This window comes from Streptomyces griseoloalbus, from assembly GCA_014650015.1.
GTDB lineage: Bacteria > Actinomycetota > Actinomycetes > Streptomycetales > Streptomycetaceae > Streptomyces > Streptomyces griseoloalbus.
This window is the reverse complement of record BMUD01000013.1, coordinates 114,853-132,283: the sequence shown is the minus strand read 5'-3', so window position 1 is coordinate 132,283 and position 17,431 is coordinate 114,853. Positions and strand designations below refer to the sequence as shown.

Below are 17,431 nucleotides of genomic sequence, written 5' to 3'. Positions count from 1 at the left end.
CGACGACTCAGGGCAATACGTAACGGTATGTCGAGCCGCAGCCAGGAGGCTGGAGCATGAGCATCTGGTGGTCACTCCATCTGCGGCGCGACGCCGCCAGCGTGCCGCTCGCCCGGCGCCTGCTGCTCGGCACCATGGAGACCGCGGGCGTCGACCCGGACATCTCCTACGACCTCTCCGTCGCCCTCAGCGAGGCCTGCGCGAACGCGGTCGAGCACGGCGGGGGCACCGCGCGGGGTGGCACCGCGGAGGCGTACCGGGTCACCGCCTATCTCGACGGCGAGAAGTGCCGCATCGAGGTCGCCGACGCGGGTCCCGGCTTTCCCGCCGCGACCGGGGGCCGCTCCCGTCCGCCGGCCCGTCCCGTGCCGTCCGACGCCGAGCACGGACGGGGCCTGTGCCTCATCCGGGAGCTCGCCGACCACGTCCACATCGGCAACAAGCCGGGGCGGGGCGGCGCCGTGGTGAGCTTCGACAAGATCCTCAAGTGGCGCGAGGACGCCCCGCTCGTCGCGGTGTAGCGAGACGGCCGGGCACGCGCGCGTACCCGGCCGTCATGCCGTGCGTCAGCCCTTGAGGGACGCCATCCACGCCTCGACCTCGTCCGACCGCCGGGGCAGCCCGGCGGACAGGTTCCGGTTGCCGTCGGCGGTGACCAGGATGTCGTCCTCGATGCGGACGCCGATGCCCCGGTACTCCTCGGGCACGGTCAGGTCGTCGGCCTGGAAGTACAGGCCCGGCTCGACCGTGAGCACCATGCCCGGCTCCAGCGTGCCGGCGACGTACGTCTCGGTCCGCGCGGCGGCGCAGTCGTGGACGTCCATGCCGAGCATGTGACCGGTACCGTGCAGCGTCCAGCGGCGCTGCAGGCCCAGCTCCAGCACCCGCTCCACGGGCCCCTCGACCAGGCCCCACTCGACCAGCCGTTCGGCCAGCACGTGCTGCGCGGCGTCGTGGAAGTCCCGGTACTTGGCGCCCGGCTTCACCGCCGCGATACCGGCCTCCTGGGCGTCGTACACGGCGTCGTAGATCTTCTTCTGCAGCTCGCTGTACCGGCCGCTGATCGGCAGCGTGCGCGTGACGTCGGCCGTGTAGTACGTGTGCGTCTCCACGCCCGCGTCGAGCAGCAGCAGGTCGCCGGAGCGGACCGGGCCGTCGTTGCGCACCCAGTGCAGGGTGGTGGCGTGCGGGCCGGCCGCGCAGATGGAGCCGTAGCCGACGTCGTTGCCCTCGACACGGGCCCGCAGGAAGAACGTTCCCTCGATGTAGCGCTCGCTGGTCGCCTCGGCCTTGTCGAGGACCTTCACGACGTCCTCGAAGCCGCGCACGGTGGAGTCGACGGCCTTCTGCAGCTCGCCGACCTCGAAGTCGTCCTTGACCAGCCGCATCTCGGAGAGGAAGACGCGCAGCTCCTCGTCCCGCTCGGCCGTGACCTTGTCGGTCAGCGCCGCCTCGATCCCGGCGTCGTAGCCGCGCACGACCCGCACCGGGCCGGTGGCCTCACGCAGCGCGTCGGGCAGCTTGCGGACGTCGGAGGCGGGGATGCCGTACCGCTTCTCGGCCTCGGTGAGCGAGTGGCGGCGGCCGACCCACAGCTCACCCTGTCCGTCCAGCCAGAACTCGCCGTTCTCACGGTCGGAGCGGGGCAGGAGGTAGATCGTCTCCTCATGGCCGTCGGCCGTCGGCTCCAGTACGAGGACGCCGTCCTCGGTCTGGTTGCCGGTGAGGTGGGCGTACTCGACCGACGCGCGGAAGGGGTACTCGGTGTCGTTCGAGCGGGTCTTCAGGTTGCCCGCGGGGACGACCAGACGCTCCCCCGGGAAGCGGGCGGAGAGCGCCGCGCGGCGGGCGGCGGTCTCGGCGGCCTGGGGGATCGGCTCCAGGTCCCGCAGCTCGGTGTCGGCCCAGCCGCTCTTCATGCTCTCGGCCAGCTCGTCGGACACGCCCGGGTACAGGCCGTTCTTGCGCTGCTTGACCGGCTCTTCCTCGGCGGTCTCCTGCTCGGCAGTCTCCGGGGTCTCCGGGAGCTGTTCTGCCACGGCGGTCATCCTCCTCGATACGCCACTGCACCTCCCCCGGGCTCACGGTTTCGCTCGAGCGGGGGACCCCCACCATCGTACGGTCGTGCCGAAACGGGCACCGGGCGGCAAATGACCTGCTACGGCGGGCGCACGGAGGATGACGCAACGACGCCGGACCGGCTACTCGAACCGGGCCGCCAGCAGCACCACGTCCTCCGTGGAGTCCGCCGTGTCCGCCCCGTCCGGAAGCACCGAGCGCAGGACGTGGTCGGCGACGGCGCCGGGGTCGCGGCGCAGCGCCGTCGGCACTCCGGCCGCCGCCGCGTGCAGCCGGGCGAAGGCGCGGTCGGTCGGGTCGCCGGTGCGGTGCAGCAGTCCGTCGGTGTAGAGCAGGACCGTCTCGCCCGGCTCCGCGTGGATCTCCACGCTCGGCGCCTCCCAGCAGGCGAGCATGCCCAGGGGGGCGGAGACCGAGGTCTCGACGAACTCGGTGCGGTGCTCGCCGAGCAGCAGCGGCGGACTGTGCCCGGCCCCGGCGAGCGTGATCCGGCGCAGCGCGGGTTCGCAGTAGCCGAACAGGGCGGTGGCCGACCGGGCCGGTTCGGTGAGCCGCAGCAGCAGTTCCAGATCGGACAGGACGGCGACCGGATCCTCGCCCTCCATCACGGCGTACGCGCGCAGGGACGCCCGCAGGCGCCCCATCGCGGCGACCGCGCTGGGCCCCGACCCGGTGACGGACCCGACGGCGAGACCGAGCGCGGCGTCCGGCAGCGACAGCGCGTCGTACCAGTCGCCGCCCCCGCGCGGGGAGGTGCGGTGCCGTGCGGCGAGCTGCACGCCGGCGACCCGGGGCAGGCGGGAGGGCAGCAGTTCCTCGGCCATCGTGGCCATGCACGCGCGCGTGCGCTCGAGCTCCAGGAGCCGGGCCAGGTGCTCGGCGGCGTGACGGGTGTAGAGACCGACGAGGTGGCGCCGGCGTTCCGACGGCTCGGCCGGCTCGTCGTAGAGCCACACCACGGCGCCCAGACGTCCGGTGGCTGCGGTGGTGAGGGGGAGGGCGTAGCTGGCGGCGTAGCCGAGGCGGGCGGCGACCTCGCGGTGCCGGGGGTCGATCCCCTTCTCGGCGAACAGGTCGGGCTCGGCGATGCCGTCGTCGGCACCGGGCAGTCCGTCGAGGATCCTGCCGTACGCCACGGAACTGCGCGGCACCGTCTCCATGTGGCCGAGGTCCGCGCGGGCCAGGCCGAGGCCGATGCTGGTGGCCGGTCCGTGGCCGTCGGCGGGTTCCAGGGCGACGAGACCCCGTCGCGCGCCCACCAGGGCCGCTCCCGCGCGCAGCAGTTCCTGGAGGGCCTCCTCCAACGCGTTCGCGCGGAGCAGGCGTTCGGTGAGTTCGTGGAGGGTCGTGAGGTCGGAGACCCAGCCGGCGAGGCGGTCCTGGAGCAGCGCGCCCGGTGCGTGCCGGGGGTTTGCCGACGGAGACGGGGAGGTACCCGTCGCGACGGACGCGACAGTGTGTGCGGGTGCGGGGACCGTTGAATCGATTCCGGCCACTTTCGGAGGGTGCGGGGCGTTCATGGCGTCCGGCTTTCCGACCGGTACGTACTGCTCGAAAGCATCGCAAACCCCCATGTCATTCTGCGTCGCCGGCAGTGTCTCCACATGTACACGTACTCGTAAGGAGATGTCCAGCATTGTCCTGCTGGGATTCCTGGTGTCCGTGGGACGGAAGGGAAGTCCCGATAGACCTCTTGCCGAATTATGAAATTGGCTTGAAACTGCCTCAGGGGGAGGCCTATTGCGATCGACTGGCCTTGCTCGACGGAGCGTCACAGCGGTCGTGATGGGTACGTACTCGGTGAAGGCCAGGGGTGGTTGTGAACCGCTCGGGAACCTGGCGACGGACCCGGGCGTCTTAACCATCGACGACCGTGCCCCATCCTCCCGTGGCGGAGGCGGAGAGAACCACGCGCGACGGCAAACGCCAGACTTCGCCACCCCCACGCCGCACCCGTACTTCTGATCGACGCAGTATGGGTGAAACGGCCGCGGAGGCAGCCCATGCTCGGCCCATAGGGGTTCCCCCTGCCCATGCGGGGGTGTGATGCGCCAACAGGTACGCACAGTGAAGTGATCGACTCATGACGTGATGTGGACCACCGGTGTTGCCAGGCGTGCAACGGAAAGGAACGAGCGCTCATGCGCGAGATCCTCGGAAGGCGGCGCGGGCTTCTGTCCCGGCGCGGCGACGGAGGGCCTGAGCTGATCGGCGCGGCCCTGACCTTCGCCACGGAATGGCAGTGGCCCATACTCCCGGGCGTGACGGCCGACCCGCAGGGCCGGGCCCGCTGCGGCTGCCCCGACCCCGAGTGCACGGTGCCGGGGGCCCACCCGTTCGAACCCGGCCTCCTCGCCGCCACCACCGACGCGCGCATGGTGCGCTGGTGGTGGAGCAACCGGCCGACGGCGCCCATCATCCTCGCCACCGGCGGCAATGCCCCCTGCGCGGTCTCCCTGCCCGCACCGGCGGCGGCCCGCGCCCTCGCCGCGCTCGACGGCCGCGGCATGCGGCTCGGCCCGGTCGTCGCCTCGTCGGCCCGCTGGTCGATCCTGGTGAAGCCGTACTCCATGGAGCAACTGGGCGAGCTGCTGTACGCCAAGGACTTCGTCCCCGGCTCCCTCCGCTTCCACGGCGAGGGCGGCTACATCGCCCTGCCCCCGTCCGAGATCGCGCAGGGCGAGGTCCGCTGGGAGCGCGCGCCGCTGCCCGGCTCGGCCTCGCCCTGGGTGCCCGATGTCGAGGCCGTGGTGGACGCCGTGGTCGAGGCCCTCACCCGCACGGGTGTGAGCGCACCCGAGATGTAGCGGGCGCCGGCGCCCGCCGCGCCCATCAACCGCGCCCCGGGGGCTGTCTTCCCGGGGCATGCGGCGTCATGCCGGGGGCCGCGCCCGGCACCGCCGAAGAGCCCGTCTGCTCGCCCTCGGGGGCGTCGTGGCGGCCGGCGCGATCGCGGTGGCGGTGGCGTCGGCGTCCACGGGCTCGGCCGACCGGGGGTACGCCTCGGGCCCCGGGCACCCCACGGTTCCGTACGGCCCGTCGCGCGCGCGGCGACGGCGTGACGCCAGTGCCCGCCGCCCCTGCCGTCGGCTCCCCGTCGTCGCCCGGCCCGCACCTGTCCGCCGCCGTGCGCTGCGGCCATCCCGACCGTCAAGCTGTCGGGCGGGTACCCGCGTGGTGGTCCGGAGCGAGGACGTCCGGGCGCGGACCCACTACCGCGACGCCACCGACGCGGCGCTGGACGCCGTACTGAGCCTCATGGGGCCCGGCGGCCGGAGCGTGCGGACCCGCGGCGCCGTGGACGCCGGGGACGAGCCCGTTCCGTGCGGGACGCCGCGTGAGCTGGGCGGGGAGGTCTGGCGCCGTACACGGAGTTCGCGGTGGTCACGGAGTTCGCGCGGTTCGCGGAGTTCGGGCACCGTGCCGGGGGAGGGCGGCTGCCGCTGCGTTCCGGGGGCAACTCACCGGCGACGAGCGGTTGAGAGCCGATCGCGTTCCGTGAACGGCGACCGGCACGGAAAGACCCGGTTGCTGGCGACGGGGGATGCACCAGCAACCGGGCTACGGGAACGGTAACAAGAGATCGGCGGTTCGCAAATTCGATCTCGGCTTTTCCGGTCACCGACTGGCTTGTCCGCACCGGGAGTTGCGCAGGGCGCCGGTGGTGCGGGGCAGGGCGGTTCCGCCGACCGGCCGGCCGGCGGAACCGTGTGGTGCGGTGGGCCTCAGCTGAGCGTGACCTGGCGGTTTGTCAGGCCGCCACGCGCACGGCGCTCGTCGGCGGTGAGCGGCGCGTCCGTGGCCAGCGCGGCGGCGAGCCGCTCGGCGAACTCGGCCGCCGGCTTCTCCACGTCCTCGGCGCCGACCCCGCTGGGCAGGTCCCAGACCGGGACGGTGAGCCCGTGAGCGCGGAAGGAGCCCACGAGACGGGTGCCCTCGCCGAGGGAGGACCGGCCCGCCGCGTGCAGCCGCGCGAGAGCGTCCAGAAGCTGCTCCTCGGGATGCGGCATGACCCACCGCAGATGGTTCTTCTCGGGCGTCTCGCACCAGTACGCGGCGTCCACGCCCGACAGCTTGACGGTCGGGATGGCCGCGGCGTTGGCCCGCTCCAGAGAGGCGGTGACGTCCGGGGTGGCCTTCTCCGGCTCCGGGATCCAGAACTCGAACCCACTGTGCACCACCGGCTCGAACCCGCCCTCGGGATCGAGGAGATCCTGCAGCCGGGGACCGTCGGCCGGCGCGCGCCGGGACTGCACCGGCGTACCCGGGTCGGCGGTGAGCGCGCGCTGCAGGGTGTCGGCGAGATCGCGGCTGATGTCACCGGAGGAGGTGTCGTTCTGCAGGCCGATCAGGACCGAGCCGTCGTCGCGGCGCAGGGCGGGCCAGGCCATGGGCAGCACCGTGGCCAGTGTGACCGACGGGACGTCCTCGGGCAGGCCGTCCTTGAGCGTCAGCTCGACGGTGGCGGCCGGCACCAGCTCGCGCAGCGCGACCCAGTCGCACTCGCCCGGCAGGCCCTCGAAGGGGCGGTGCACCAGCTCGGTCGCGGCATGCGCGGCCGCACGGCCGTGGCAGGCCTTGTAGCGACGGCCGCTGCCGCAGGGGCAGGGCTCGCGGGCGCCGACGACCGGGATGTCCCCATCAGCGCGTGCGGCGCGGGCTCCGTCCGTGCGCTGCGGTCGCTTGGCCTTCGTCTGGGGTCGCTTCTTGGCCATCGTGGGTGTCTCCCGGTTACGGCTCGTCTCGTACGGGCGGAGCCTAGTCGTTCACGCCACGGCCGACGGGAACCTGTGGACAACGTGCCGAACCGTGGTCACCCCCGAAGCCTTACGCGACCGAAGCGGTGCATGCTCCGCGCGCCCTCGGTCGCGGTCGTCCCGGAGCCGCTGCCGCCTCCGAGTCGCGGTCGTCCCGGAGCCGCTGCCGCCTCCGAGTCGCGGTCGTCTCTCAGTCCTCAGTCCAGGTCGTCGAAGACGTCCGCGAAGTCCAGTCCCGGTATGCGTGACACCGAGGGGGCCGTCACCCGGGCGGCGAAGTCCTCGCGCCGGTGCCCGCCACCGGCGTCCGGGTCGTACACGTCGTGGTGGACGACGACCCACACCGTGACCTCGCCCGGCACCTCGTCGCGTACGCCCCAGTCGTCGGCCAGCGCCGTGATGATGTTCAGCCCCCGGCCGCCGTGCGCCGTGACCGACGGAGTGGCCGGCGCCGGGCGGGTCGGGCCGCCGCCGTCCGTGACCTCGACGACGAGTCGGCCGCGCGGGTCCACCCGCCAGGCGGCGAGGACGTCGCCGTCCCCGGCCAGGGCGTCGCCGAGAGGGCGGCCGTGTTTGCACGCGTTGCTCAGCAATTCGGAAAGGATCAGTACGGCATCGTCGATGACCGCCTCCGCCACGCCGCCGTCGCGCAGTTCTGCGCGCAAACGGCGCCTCGCCTTCCCCACGCCCGCAGGGCCATGGGGCACGGCCATGCTCGACGACGTGGGCACCTCCTGTGCCACCACCAACGCCACCCCCGAGACCTCCTTCGCCCCACGCCACGGTGTGGATGCCCCATTGGCCTGAACCGGAAACCGGCCAATCCACGAGCGGTGACGCACTCGAAACGACCGAATACGCGCCGAACGCGCCGGGGCACTCCCTGTAGCGGTGTGGCTGGAATTCTTCGATGTGGCCGAGATGTGAGGATGCGTCGGGGTGCGGCGCCGGGTCAAGACTCCTGCACGCACCTCTTGGGACCGGTGGGACGCGAAGGGTGGGGCAGCCGGTGGGGCCGGCGGTCCACCGCGCGGTCAGCGGCCGAGGTGGTCGAGCACCGCGCGGGGACGGTTGGTGATGATGGCGTCCACGCCGAGGCGCACGCAGAGGTCCACGTCCTCCGGTTCGTTCACGGTCCACACGTGCACCTGGTGCCCGGACTGCTTCAGGCGCTCGATGTAGGCGGGGTGGCCGCGCACGATGCGGATCGAGGGTCCCGCGATCCCCACGCCGGCGGGCAGCCGTCCGTCGCGCAGCCGCGGAGAGACGAACTGCATCAGGTAGACCGTGGGCAGCGTCGGCGACGCGGCACGCACGCGGTGCAGCGACCGCGCGGAGAAGCTCATCACGCGTACCGGCGAGTCCTCGGCCCCGGCGGGGGTGTCGAGCCCGAACCGCTTGAGCAGGAGCAGCAGCCGCTCCTCCACCTGTCCCGCCCACCGCGTGGGGTGCTTGGTCTCGATCGCCAGCTCGACCCGGCGCCCGGCGTCGGAGACGAGCTCCAGCAGTCGCTCCAAGGTGAGGACGGAGGTGGCCTCCCGGTCCTCCGGTCGGTGCTCCCAGTCGGGCTCCTCGACGCGCGGGCCCCCGGAGGGGTCGCGACTCTTCCAGGAGCCGAAGTCCAGGGCGGCCAGATCGGAGAGCTCGAGCGCCGAGACCGCACCGCGCCCGTTGGACGTACGGTTGACGCGGCGGTCGTGAACGCACACGAGATGACCGTCGGCGGTCAGGCGTACATCACATTCGAGCGCGTCCGCACCGTCCTCGATCGCTTTGCGATAGGCGGCCAGGGTGTGCTCGGGGGCGTCCTCGGAGGCTCCGCGGTGGGCGACGACCTGAGTCGGGCGCTGTCGTGCGTGGGTCACCGCGTCATGGTGCCACCGCGCGCGGGTAGACGTGCGCTCGGAGTGGCGTGAGCGGTCTCGGCGTCCGGTCGGAGGCATCGAGGTGGCGCACCTTACGTGAGTAATGCCCTATATAAAGGATGAACCCGGACCCACAGGAACGGCTTATGGTGCCCTGACGGCCCGTGGGAAAAGCTGACGTCATACAAAGAGACATGCACAGCTGCATCGCGACGGACTCGTGGACGAGGGTGACCGAGCCGGACCGAGTGCGACCGGGAACAACAGCCGTGGATCGAGGAGAGAAGCTGTGAGCACCGAGAACGAGGGCACCGCGGTACCCCCTGCCCCGTCCGCACCGCCGCCCCCGCCGGTGGATGCTCCCGCTGCTTCGGCACACCAGGGGCACCCGGTCCCGGGAGCGGCTCCGGGCCCGGCTTCGCCGCCGCCGTCGGCGAGCGCGCAGGGCGGCGCGGGCCAGCCGTACGGCACCGGCCCGCAGGGGACCCAGGGCGAGGGCGGTTACGGCACCGCCGGCACCCACCACCCCGACCACCCCCACGGCGCGCACGACGCGCACGGAGACCAGGCCCCCCACGGGGGTACCCCGGCCGGGCCCCCCGCAGGTCCCCACGGCCCCTCCTCCGCCCCCGACGCCTCCTGGCCCCCGCCTCCTCCGCCGTCCACCCCGGCGTACGGAGACGGCGGTGCCGGGCACGGTGGCGCCGGGCACGGTGACGGCGGCTGGGGCTCCTCCTACCAGCAGCCGGCGCCCAGGAACGGCGGCGGCGGACGCGGCCGTATGGTCGCCGCGGTCCTGGCTGCCGCGCTGGTCGCGGGCGGCCTGGGCGGCGGCCTCGGTTACACGCTGGCCAGGGAGAACGACAGCAGCGGCTCGACCACCGTCTCGTCCTCCACCAGCGGTGGCAACGTCAAGCGCGACCCGGGCACGGTCGCCGGTGTGGCCGCCAAGGCGCTGCCCAGCACGGTCACCATCGAGGCCGAGAGCAGCAGCGGCGAGGGCGGCACCGGCACCGGCTTCGTCTTCGACACCCAGGGCCACATAGTCACCAACAACCACGTGGTGGCGGACGCCGTCGACGGCGGCAAGGTCTCGGTGACCTTCCCGAACGGCAAGAAGTACGACGCCGAGGTGGTCGGCAACGCGCAGGGCTACGACGTCGCGGTCATCAAGCTGAACAACGCCCCCTCGGACCTGAAGCCGCTCACCCTCGGCAACTCCGACGACGTGGCCGTCGGCGACTCGACGATCGCGATCGGCGCGCCCTTCGGTCTGTCCAACACGGTGACGACGGGCATCATCAGCGCGAAGAACCGCCCGGTGGCCTCCAGTGACGGCACCGGCAGCCAGGCCTCGTACATGAGCGCCCTGCAGACCGACGCGTCCATCAACCCGGGCAACTCCGGCGGTCCGCTGCTGGACGCGCAGGGCAACGTCATCGGCATCAACTCCGCGATCCAGTCCACCAGCAACGGCGGCTTCGGCACGGGGCAGTCCGGCTCGATCGGCCTCGGCTTCGCCATCCCGATCAACCAGGCCAAGTACGTCGCCCAGGAGCTGATCAAGACGGGCAAGCCGGTGTACGCCAAGATCGGCGCGTCGGTCTCCCTGGAGGACACGACGGGCGGCGCGAAGATCACCGACCAGGGCGCGGGCGGCGCCGAGCCCGTTGACCCGGGTGGCCCCGCCGACAAGGCCGGCCTCAAGCCCGGTGACGTCATCACCAAGCTCGACGACCGCGTCATCGACTCCGGTCCGACCCTGATCGGCGAGATCTGGACCCACAAGCCGGGCGACGAGGTCACGATCACCTACGAACGGGGCGGCAAGGAGCAGACCACGCAACTCACCCTGGGCTCCCGCGTCGGCGACAACTGACACCCACCCCTCGGCACCGACCCGTTACCCTTGTCCCCGCGCCGCCGATCACCGGCCGGCGCGGGGAGGCGTGCCCGAGCGGCCTAAGGGAACGGTCTTGAAAACCGTCGTGGCAGCGATGTCACCGTGGGTTCAAATCCCACCGCCTCCGCGCTGAGAGCAGTGAGAACGGCCCCTGACCTGGTAATTCGGTCGGGGGCCGTTCTCGTGTCCGGCCCTTTGACTCCCCGCTGTTCCCCGCGGTTTCCCGCTCGAACGGGCACGCAAGGGGCACGTAGGGGGCACGCGCGGACGGCTACCGGGAGATCGGAATCTCGTAGACGATCTCGCAGAGAGCGGCGGGCACCACGATGTCCGCTGTCTCCACGGGCCGTCCCTGGTCGCTGTAGTACGTCCGCCGGATGTGCGTGACGAGTGAGCCCTTCTGGATGCCCAGGAGTGAGGCCTCCTCGGCGGTCGCCTGCCTCGGCTCCGGCTGCTCCACGGCGTGGCTGACGGTGATGCCGATCTCCGCCATGCGGTTCACGACCCCTGCCCCGGCGTGCGGCCCTCCCTCGGGGAGGACGACCAGCGTGCCGCCGGTGAGGTCGTACGGCTCCCAACTCGTCGACAGTTGCACCGGCCGGCCGTCGGCGAGGAACTCGTACGCGGTGCAGACGCACAGATCGCCTTCGGCGATACCGAGACGCGCCGCGACCTCCGCCGGTGCCGGAACCTTGGCCTCGGTCCGGCTCTCCCAGTCCCCTTGCCTGCCTACGGCCTTCATGTCCGCGCGGAATGGCGAGCCGCTGGGCTGCTCACGCGCGGACGACCGGACCACGCGCACGCGCTGCCGGGGCTCGGCGACGTAGGTGCCCGAGCCTGCGCGGCCTTCGAGTACACCCTGGGAGATCAGCAACTCCTGCGCCCGGCGGACCACGTTGTCGCCGACGCCGTATTCCTGGCCGATCTGGGCGCGGGAGGGCAGTCGGTCCCCCGGCTCCCACTCGTGCTCCGCGATCCGCCGCCGGAGCTCGTCGGCGATGCGGAGATAGGGCGGTTGCTCAGGCATATGGAAAATCTAGTCCACTAGCTCTAATCTAGTTAACTAGCTTTACTTAAAGTGATCGCCACTAACCGGAGGGCTGCCCTGTGCCTGCTTCCAAGGAGCGCGCGGTGGCCATCGCAGCCCGGTTATCGGCCGTCGGGCTCGCCACGCGTGTGGAGGAGCGCGACGACTGCACGGCCATCGAGGCGGAGGTGCCGGAACCACTCTCCGCGGAGTCATGGCGGGAGGTCCTGGAAGCGGTGGCTACGGCCGACCGCTTCGGCCTCCTCGCCACCAGTTCGAACGACCGCACCCTCTGGGCGGTCGTACGCAAACGGTCCCCGCGACGGGCGATGTCGGGGGACCGGGCCATCAGCGATAGGGGCTGAACACCGTGCTCAATCGTATCCGCCGTACCGCCTCGCACCTCAGGGAGCGGTACCTCTACAAGGGACGGCACCGCCGCTCCGAAACGCCTGCGGGGCCGTTGCCTGTGTTGCCGGAAGTCGCCTACGGTGCGGTGCTGTTCCTGCGCTGGCACCGCGAGCACACGGGCGTTCTCGTGGGGGAGGAAACGGCGCTCGTCCGCCCGTACGTCCTGGCCAGTGAGGCGCGCACACGGCACCGCTCGGCGGCCGTGAGCAGCGCTCCCCTCGCCGACCCTTGGTACGCCTCGGCGGGTGACTTCTGATGCCACCCCGCCAACAGACCCACGTGCCGGGGCCCGACTCCTACCGGTCGACCTCTTGCCAGATCGGCACACACCACGCCTGCGCGGAGTCCTCCCCGACCACCGCGCCGGTTGACGTGCCGGTGAGCTACGAAGCCTGCGACTGCTCGTGCCACACCATCGCCAAGTGCCCGGGATTCACGGAGGCGGCACGGTGAAGGCAACGGCACTCAGCGGCGCCGTGCTTTCTCCTGTCGAGATCACCTCGGCCAGCGTGCAGCGCGGCGACATCATCCAGGTCGGAGGCCAGCAGCGCCGGGTGACTGACCTCTTCCAGCTGCCCGGCGGAGCGAAACGACTCGTGTTCGACTCGGGCGAGTTGCTGACCATCCACACGATGACCCGACTCGTCGCCCTGCGGCTCGTGCGAGTGAGAGGTGGTGAACCCGCCCATGCCCTCGCGCCGCGACGCCATCGCCGATGACCTCCGGGACCGGATCGCCACCGGCAGACTCAAGCCCGGCGATCGCCTGCCCTCTGAGGCGCACTTAGCCGCGCAGTACACGGTGAGTACGCCGACACTGCGGAACGCCCTCGCCGTGCTCCAGGCGGAAGGCCTCGTCGAGAAGATCCACGGGCGTCCGTTTCCCCCGCCGCCTTATCGAGGAACGCCGCATCACCTTCGTGAAGGTCGGCCGACACGTCCGCATCCCCGAGAGCGCCGTAGAGGCATACGTGGACGCCAACACTGTGGTACCGATCGTCCTGCGTCCCGCCGGTCTTCGGAGGGCTGCCTGATGGCTGGCAAGCGCAAGTCCCGCCGGGGCTTCGGCCGTGTCCGCAAGCTGCCGTCCGGCCGGTTCCAGGTCCGCTACCCGGGGCCTGACGGCGTTCTGCGCCCTGGGGATCGCACGTTCGCCACGTCGACCGATGCCGACCGCTGGCTCATGCGGAAGCGCATCGAGATCGAAGAGGGGCGCTGGCTCGACCCGGCCGAGGGGCAGACGACGGTACGGGACTGGTCGGCCCGCTGGCTTGCTGCCGTCTCTCCACAGCTCAAGCACAAGACACAGGCGTCGTATCGATCCCTGATCAATTCACTGATCGTTCCGGCCCTCGGTGACCGTGAACTGTCCGGCCTCCGACCGATCACCGTCGCTGAGTGGGTCGGTGGGATGAAGTCCAGGGGGCTCAGCGCGTCGCGAATCAGGCAGGCGTACCGCGTCCTGTCGCAGATTATGCGGTCGGCCGTCGACAACGACATGATCCCGCAGACGCCCTGCCGGGGCGTGAAGTTGCCTCGGATGCCGCAGACCGAGCCGCACATCCTCACCCCGCTGGAGGCTTCGCGGATCGTCCAGAGTGCGGCCAAGCCGCATGACCTGCTGATCGCCCTCCTCGCGTACGCGGGCCTGCGAGTCGGTGAAGCGTTCGCCCTTCGGCGTGCGGACATCGACGTCTCCGGCGGCTTCGTCCTGGTCGACGAGAACCTTGCCGAAGCCAACGGCACCTTGGTCTTCGATACCCCCAAGTCACATCAGAAGCGGCTACTTCGGGTCGGCCCGGCGCTCGCGAAACGGCTCGGCCGGCACCTGGAGGCGCTGCCTGGTGGGGATGATGCGCTCCTGTTCACCACACCCCGCGGCAAGCCGCTGCGCTACAACCAGTGGCGCAAGGCGTATTTCGACCCGGCGGTCTCGGCGGCAGGGCTAACTGACGTCACCCCGCACGACCTCCGCGCCTCGCACGGCACATGGGTCGCCGACCGGTACGGCGTCATGACCGCCGCCCACCGGCTCGGCCACTCCAACGCGAGCGTCACCACCCGGCACTACGCCCGTCCTGTCGCTGGTCGTGATGACCAGGTGGCCGAAGCAGCGGACTCATGGCTCGGCGGGCACGATGGCGACGGCTCCGTCGGGATGCTCGCACCCGACTGACCTGTGGGGAAGCAGTCGGCCCATCCGAGTGGTGAAAGGCCTCAGGAACCGTCGTGGTAGCGATGTCGCCGTGGGGCGACTCCCGCTCCCTCTGCATGTTGAGCAGCGAAGACGGACCCTGACCGGGGTAGATCGGTCAGGGTCCGTTCTGCTGCGTACTGCCCGAAGTACTCGTCGTTCCCCTGTGTCTTCCGCTCGACTGAGCATGGATGGGGCGTTGGCATCCGGACACAAGCCGATGGGGATCGATTAACGACGGTGAGTCGGCTGCGTATAGCTCTGCGGACGCTGCTGTGTGGGGTCAGATACCGTACGTCGGTACCGTCTGCCCTTGTTGACGGGTTCTCGATCCCCAACTACTCCTGGTGGGTAGGATTTTGTCGACCTTCATCGACCTCAGGGGGGCTCCATGATCGAGATAGTCGCTGATAGCCGTTCACCCTCACCTAGGCCCTGTCTCTTTGGTCAGCGCCGGGTCCAGATGAGGATGCCCGCGAGGTGGAGTGCGGCCTGATAGGCAATCGCGAGCTTGTCAGTTCGTGTGGCCAGGCCGCGCCACTGTTTGAGGTGGTTGATGCAGCGCTCGACGGTGTTGCGCTGCTTGTATGCCTCGCTGTCGAAGCCGGGCGGGCGGCCACCGAGTCGGCCTCGTCGCAGGCGATGGCGGACCTGGTCGGAGGGTTGCGGGATGACCGCGCGGATGTTTCGGCGCCGCAGGTGGCTGCGGATGGCACGTGAGGAGTAAGCGCGGTCGGCGAGAACGGCCAGGGGGCGTGTCCGTGGCCTGCCCGGGCCAGTGCGGGGGACGCGGATGCGGGACATCAACCCCTCGAAGGCGGGCGTCACCGGCTTGGCCTGGGGTGAGGATGAAGGCGAGGGGCCGTGCGTGGCCGTCTGCGGCCAAGTGGACCTTGCTGCTCAGGCCGCCGCGGGAGCGCCCGAGTGCATGATCGGCTGGCTCGTCGGGAGTGTGCCGCCGCCCATTTTTACGGGCTCCGGCTGCGTGCTGGTGGGCCCGGACGACAGTGGAGCCCACCGACACTGTCCAGTCGATGTCGTCGTCGGCGTCCGCCGCTGCCAGGAGAGCGGTGAGGACCGTCTCCCAGGTGCCGTCGACGGCCCACCTGATCAGCCGTTTGTGAGCGGTCTGGAAGGAGCCGAGCTCGTCGGGAAGGTCCCGCCAAGGCGAGTTGGTGCGGTACTTCCACGCGATGGCTTCCAGGGTGCGGCGGTGGTCGGCCCATCGCCGCCCGCGGACCGGATCGGCCGGCATCAACGGCTCGATCCGGCCCCACTTCGCATCGGTGATCACTAATCGGACAGGCACATCCGATCAACTGACCAGCCCACCGATGGGACACGTGCCGTCATGGTGGTCAGTCCTCGACTGATCAGGGACGTAGTGCTCAGTCGAGGACAGTGACGTTCTCCACGCCCCAGTACGCCATCTGGTCGCAGATCTTCCCGGATTCGTCGAAGGTCATGACTTCGATGATGTCGATGCTGAGGTCGCGGCCGTCCACCTCCGCCCAGAGCTTGAACGCCATGGCCGCTGTGTTCCCTAGGGAGAAGCTGATGGGAGCGGTCAGCTCGGCCCTCTTGGGTGTGAAGGGCACGTCGAGGAGCTGCTTCATCTCGTCCAGCGACTCCTCTCCGTTGCCACGGAGAGTGATGGGCTTCGTCCCCACCGGATCCTGGATGGTGCGCGGCACGGCGAGGTACTTGGCCGCGTAGTCCGGATCCGGGTTGGTGATGTTGTCGATGTAGCCCTCGATGGCCTTCCGCATGTGCTCTTCGGTGGGCGGGTTCGTAGGCCGGTCCAGAGGCGTGCCCGAGGTGAGGTGCGGCATCAACTTGCCGAAGCTGAATTCCGTGGCCATGCTCTGGTCTCCTTCGTAATGCGGTCGGGCGACGTGGTCGCCCCTCTTGGTCGACGGCAGCGTCGGACAGCGCACTGCTAGGTGTGGTCCGACAGCAGCCACGAACAGCGTGCAACCTTCTCACCATGTCAAGGTCAAGTCGGCTCGCGACGTCGCCTCACGAGTCCAGCTTCCGCACGGAGTAACCTTGACATCATGAGAGCCTTGGTGGTGTACCGATGAGGATCGGCGAACTGGCGCGGAGGACGGGGATCACCGCGCGCATGCTCCGCTACTACGAGGAGCAGGGCCTCATCACGCCCCAGCGCGCCGACAACGGATACCGCGACTACGACGAGACCCTCGTCGAGCGAGCGGAGAAGATCCGCTGCTTTCTCGACGCAGGTGTCCCGACGCGAGCCATCGCACCGATGCTCCACAGCGTTGAGCACCCGCACGAGATGGTCCCCAGCACAGCCCCCGAGCTGCGGGCGATGCTCGTGCGCGAGCGAGACCGGATGACCGAACGCATCGACTCCCTCGAACGCAACCGGGCCTCCCTGACCGAACTGATCGACGCCATGGACCGCGGCGACGCCCAATCGACAGGATCAGCCTGAGGGCGCCACCAAAGAGACAGAACCTAGCTCCCGTCTGGTCCGCCCTCGACCCACACACCGCGGAGCGGGCGTGGGTACCTGGCGTCCAGGTGGAGCGCGCCACTTTTATGAATGACCGACGCCGAGGGCCGCTCCGCCGCGACGGCCAGGCGGCCGAAGCATCCGACGTGTGGTCCAGCGGACATGACGGCGTCCAGGGGCACGTAGGGGGCACGACGGCAACGGCGACGGCTCGGCGGGGATGCCTGCGCGCGTCTGACCTGCGGCGCAGCGGTCAACGGCCTTGATCGCCGAAAGGTCTTGAAAACCGTCGTGGCAGCGATGTCACCGTGGGTTCAAATCCCACCGCCTCCGCGCTGAGAGCAGTGGAAAACGGCCCCTGACCTGGGTAGCTGGTCGGGGGTCGTTCGCATGTTCGGACGCCCTGACTGTCCGATGTTCCGCGGCGTGGTGCTCATGCACGCTTCACCGGACGGGGGTGCTGCTGGATATCGGCAGGTCTGATCTTGCTGCTGATGAGAGACGTGCAGGGCCGTTGGAAACCGGCGGTACCCATGGAACGTGGTCATGTCGCATGGCCGGTGATCGTGCCGCACCCTGAGAGGGTGATGGACCCCGGGCCGAGGCGTCAGCCACCGGAGGATGCTCGCAGGCGTGCCGCCGCGAGACGATCACGCCTGGTATGGGTGGGCGCTGCTCTGATGGGTGTGAGCGTGGTGATGCTCGCTGTGGCTG

15 protein-coding genes, 1 tRNA gene and 3 pseudogenes are annotated in these 17,431 nt (G+C 70.4%); 11 read left to right on the top strand and 8 right to left on the bottom strand.

Features of this window, described 5'->3' with window-relative positions; genetic code table 11:
- Positions 1 to 56: 56 nt before the first annotated feature.
- The gene (locus IE178_RS20760) at positions 57 to 521 is read left to right on the top strand and encodes an ATP-binding protein (RefSeq protein ID WP_184764387.1); all 465 of its coding nucleotides are present in this window, start codon (positions 57 to 59) and stop codon (positions 519 to 521) included.
- A gap of 45 nt (positions 522 to 566) precedes the next feature.
- On the opposite strand, the gene IE178_RS20755 is transcribed toward IE178_RS20760, so the two are convergent.
- Entirely contained in the window at positions 567 to 2,039 is a 1,473-nt protein-coding gene (locus IE178_RS20755; RefSeq protein WP_184764388.1) for an aminopeptidase P family protein, read from the bottom strand.
- Between the two features lie 162 nt (positions 2,040 to 2,201).
- The gene (locus IE178_RS20750) at positions 2,202 to 3,716 is read right to left on the bottom strand and encodes a PP2C family protein-serine/threonine phosphatase (protein WP_193513342.1); all 1,515 of its coding nucleotides are present in this window, start codon (positions 3,714 to 3,716) and stop codon (positions 2,202 to 2,204) included.
- 504 nt (positions 3,717 to 4,220) lie between these two features.
- On the opposite strand from IE178_RS20750, the gene IE178_RS20745 reads away from it, so the two are divergent.
- Positions 4,221 to 4,886, top strand: coding sequence for a bifunctional DNA primase/polymerase (locus tag IE178_RS20745; RefSeq protein ID WP_193513341.1), 666 nt, complete (start codon positions 4,221 to 4,223; stop codon positions 4,884 to 4,886).
- Between the two features lie 918 nt (positions 4,887 to 5,804).
- Here IE178_RS20745 and IE178_RS20740 read toward each other — a convergent pair.
- The 3 genes from IE178_RS20740 to IE178_RS20730 form a co-directional block, all read right to left on the bottom strand.
- A complete protein-coding gene (locus IE178_RS20740; RefSeq protein WP_193513340.1) occupies positions 5,805 to 6,794 on the bottom strand; it encodes a DUF5926 family protein in 990 nt (329 codons plus the stop codon).
- Between the two features lie 239 nt (positions 6,795 to 7,033).
- Entirely contained in the window at positions 7,034 to 7,678 is a 645-nt protein-coding gene (locus IE178_RS20735) for an ATP-binding protein (protein ID WP_193513339.1), read from the bottom strand.
- Positions 7,679 to 7,870: 192 nt separating this feature from the next.
- Positions 7,871 to 8,701 carry a glycerophosphodiester phosphodiesterase gene (locus IE178_RS20730; protein ID WP_193513338.1) on the bottom strand — a complete coding sequence of 277 codons (831 nt, stop codon included), beginning with the start codon at positions 8,699 to 8,701 and terminating at the stop codon, positions 7,871 to 7,873.
- A gap of 289 nt (positions 8,702 to 8,990) precedes the next feature.
- Between IE178_RS20730 and IE178_RS20725 the strand changes: the two genes are divergently transcribed.
- Both IE178_RS20725 and IE178_RS20720 read left to right on the top strand, forming a co-directional pair.
- On the top strand, positions 8,991 to 10,580 hold the full coding sequence (locus IE178_RS20725) for a S1C family serine protease (protein WP_193513337.1): 1,590 nt from the start codon (positions 8,991 to 8,993) through the stop codon (positions 10,578 to 10,580).
- Between the two features lie 64 nt (positions 10,581 to 10,644).
- Positions 10,645 to 10,731, top strand: a tRNA-Ser gene (locus tag IE178_RS20720).
- Positions 10,732 to 10,875: 144 nt separating this feature from the next.
- Here IE178_RS20720 and IE178_RS20715 read toward each other — a convergent pair.
- Complete coding sequence (locus tag IE178_RS20715) at positions 10,876 to 11,631, bottom strand: GntR family transcriptional regulator (RefSeq protein WP_145868386.1); 756 nt, start codon at positions 11,629 to 11,631, stop codon at positions 10,876 to 10,878.
- 80 nt (positions 11,632 to 11,711) lie between these two features.
- On the opposite strand from IE178_RS20715, the pseudogene IE178_RS20710 reads away from it, so the two are divergent.
- The 6 genes and pseudogenes from IE178_RS20710 (at position 11,712) to IE178_RS20685 (ending at position 14,217) form a co-directional block, all read left to right on the top strand.
- Positions 11,712 to 11,989: pseudogene (locus tag IE178_RS20710) on the top strand (hypothetical protein).
- Between the two features lie 12 nt (positions 11,990 to 12,001).
- Positions 12,002 to 12,298, top strand: a complete 297-nt coding sequence (locus tag IE178_RS20705; RefSeq protein ID WP_193513335.1) for a hypothetical protein — start codon at positions 12,002 to 12,004, stop codon at positions 12,296 to 12,298.
- 193 nt (positions 12,299 to 12,491) lie between these two features.
- The gene (locus tag IE178_RS20700; RefSeq protein ID WP_193513391.1) at positions 12,492 to 12,761 is read left to right on the top strand and encodes a hypothetical protein; all 270 of its coding nucleotides are present in this window, start codon (positions 12,492 to 12,494) and stop codon (positions 12,759 to 12,761) included.
- A pseudogene (locus IE178_RS36625) lies at positions 12,730 to 12,861 on the top strand (GntR family transcriptional regulator); the annotation flags it as partial. The gene IE178_RS20700 and the pseudogene IE178_RS36625, both read left to right, overlap by 32 nt.
- A 40-nt stretch (positions 12,862 to 12,901) precedes the next feature.
- A pseudogene (locus IE178_RS20690) lies at positions 12,902 to 13,075 on the top strand (excisionase family DNA-binding protein); the annotation flags it as partial.
- Positions 13,075 to 14,217, top strand: coding sequence for a tyrosine-type recombinase/integrase (locus IE178_RS20685; RefSeq protein WP_193513390.1), 1,143 nt, complete (start codon positions 13,075 to 13,077; stop codon positions 14,215 to 14,217). The pseudogene IE178_RS20690 and the gene IE178_RS20685, both read left to right, overlap by 1 nt.
- Before the next feature lie 465 nt (positions 14,218 to 14,682).
- On the opposite strand, the gene IE178_RS20680 is transcribed toward IE178_RS20685, so the two are convergent.
- Together IE178_RS20680 and IE178_RS20675 are read right to left on the bottom strand one after the other, a co-directional pair.
- A protein-coding gene (locus IE178_RS20680; protein ID WP_438874397.1) for an IS5 family transposase occupies positions 14,683 to 15,490 on the bottom strand; the annotation gives its coding sequence in 2 pieces (ribosomal slippage) (positions 14,683 to 15,058 and positions 15,057 to 15,490; 810 coding nt in all).
- A 133-nt stretch (positions 15,491 to 15,623) separates the two neighbouring features.
- Positions 15,624 to 16,097, bottom strand: a complete 474-nt coding sequence (locus tag IE178_RS20675; RefSeq protein ID WP_193513333.1) for a nuclear transport factor 2 family protein — start codon at positions 16,095 to 16,097, stop codon at positions 15,624 to 15,626.
- A gap of 218 nt (positions 16,098 to 16,315) precedes the next feature.
- Here IE178_RS20675 and IE178_RS20670 point away from each other — a divergent pair, with 218 nt between their 5' ends.
- Positions 16,316 to 16,696 (top strand): MerR family transcriptional regulator, encoded by a 381-nt coding sequence (locus IE178_RS20670; protein WP_193513332.1) that lies wholly within the window; start codon positions 16,316 to 16,318, stop codon positions 16,694 to 16,696.
- Positions 16,697 to 17,431: the final 735 nt, after the last annotated feature.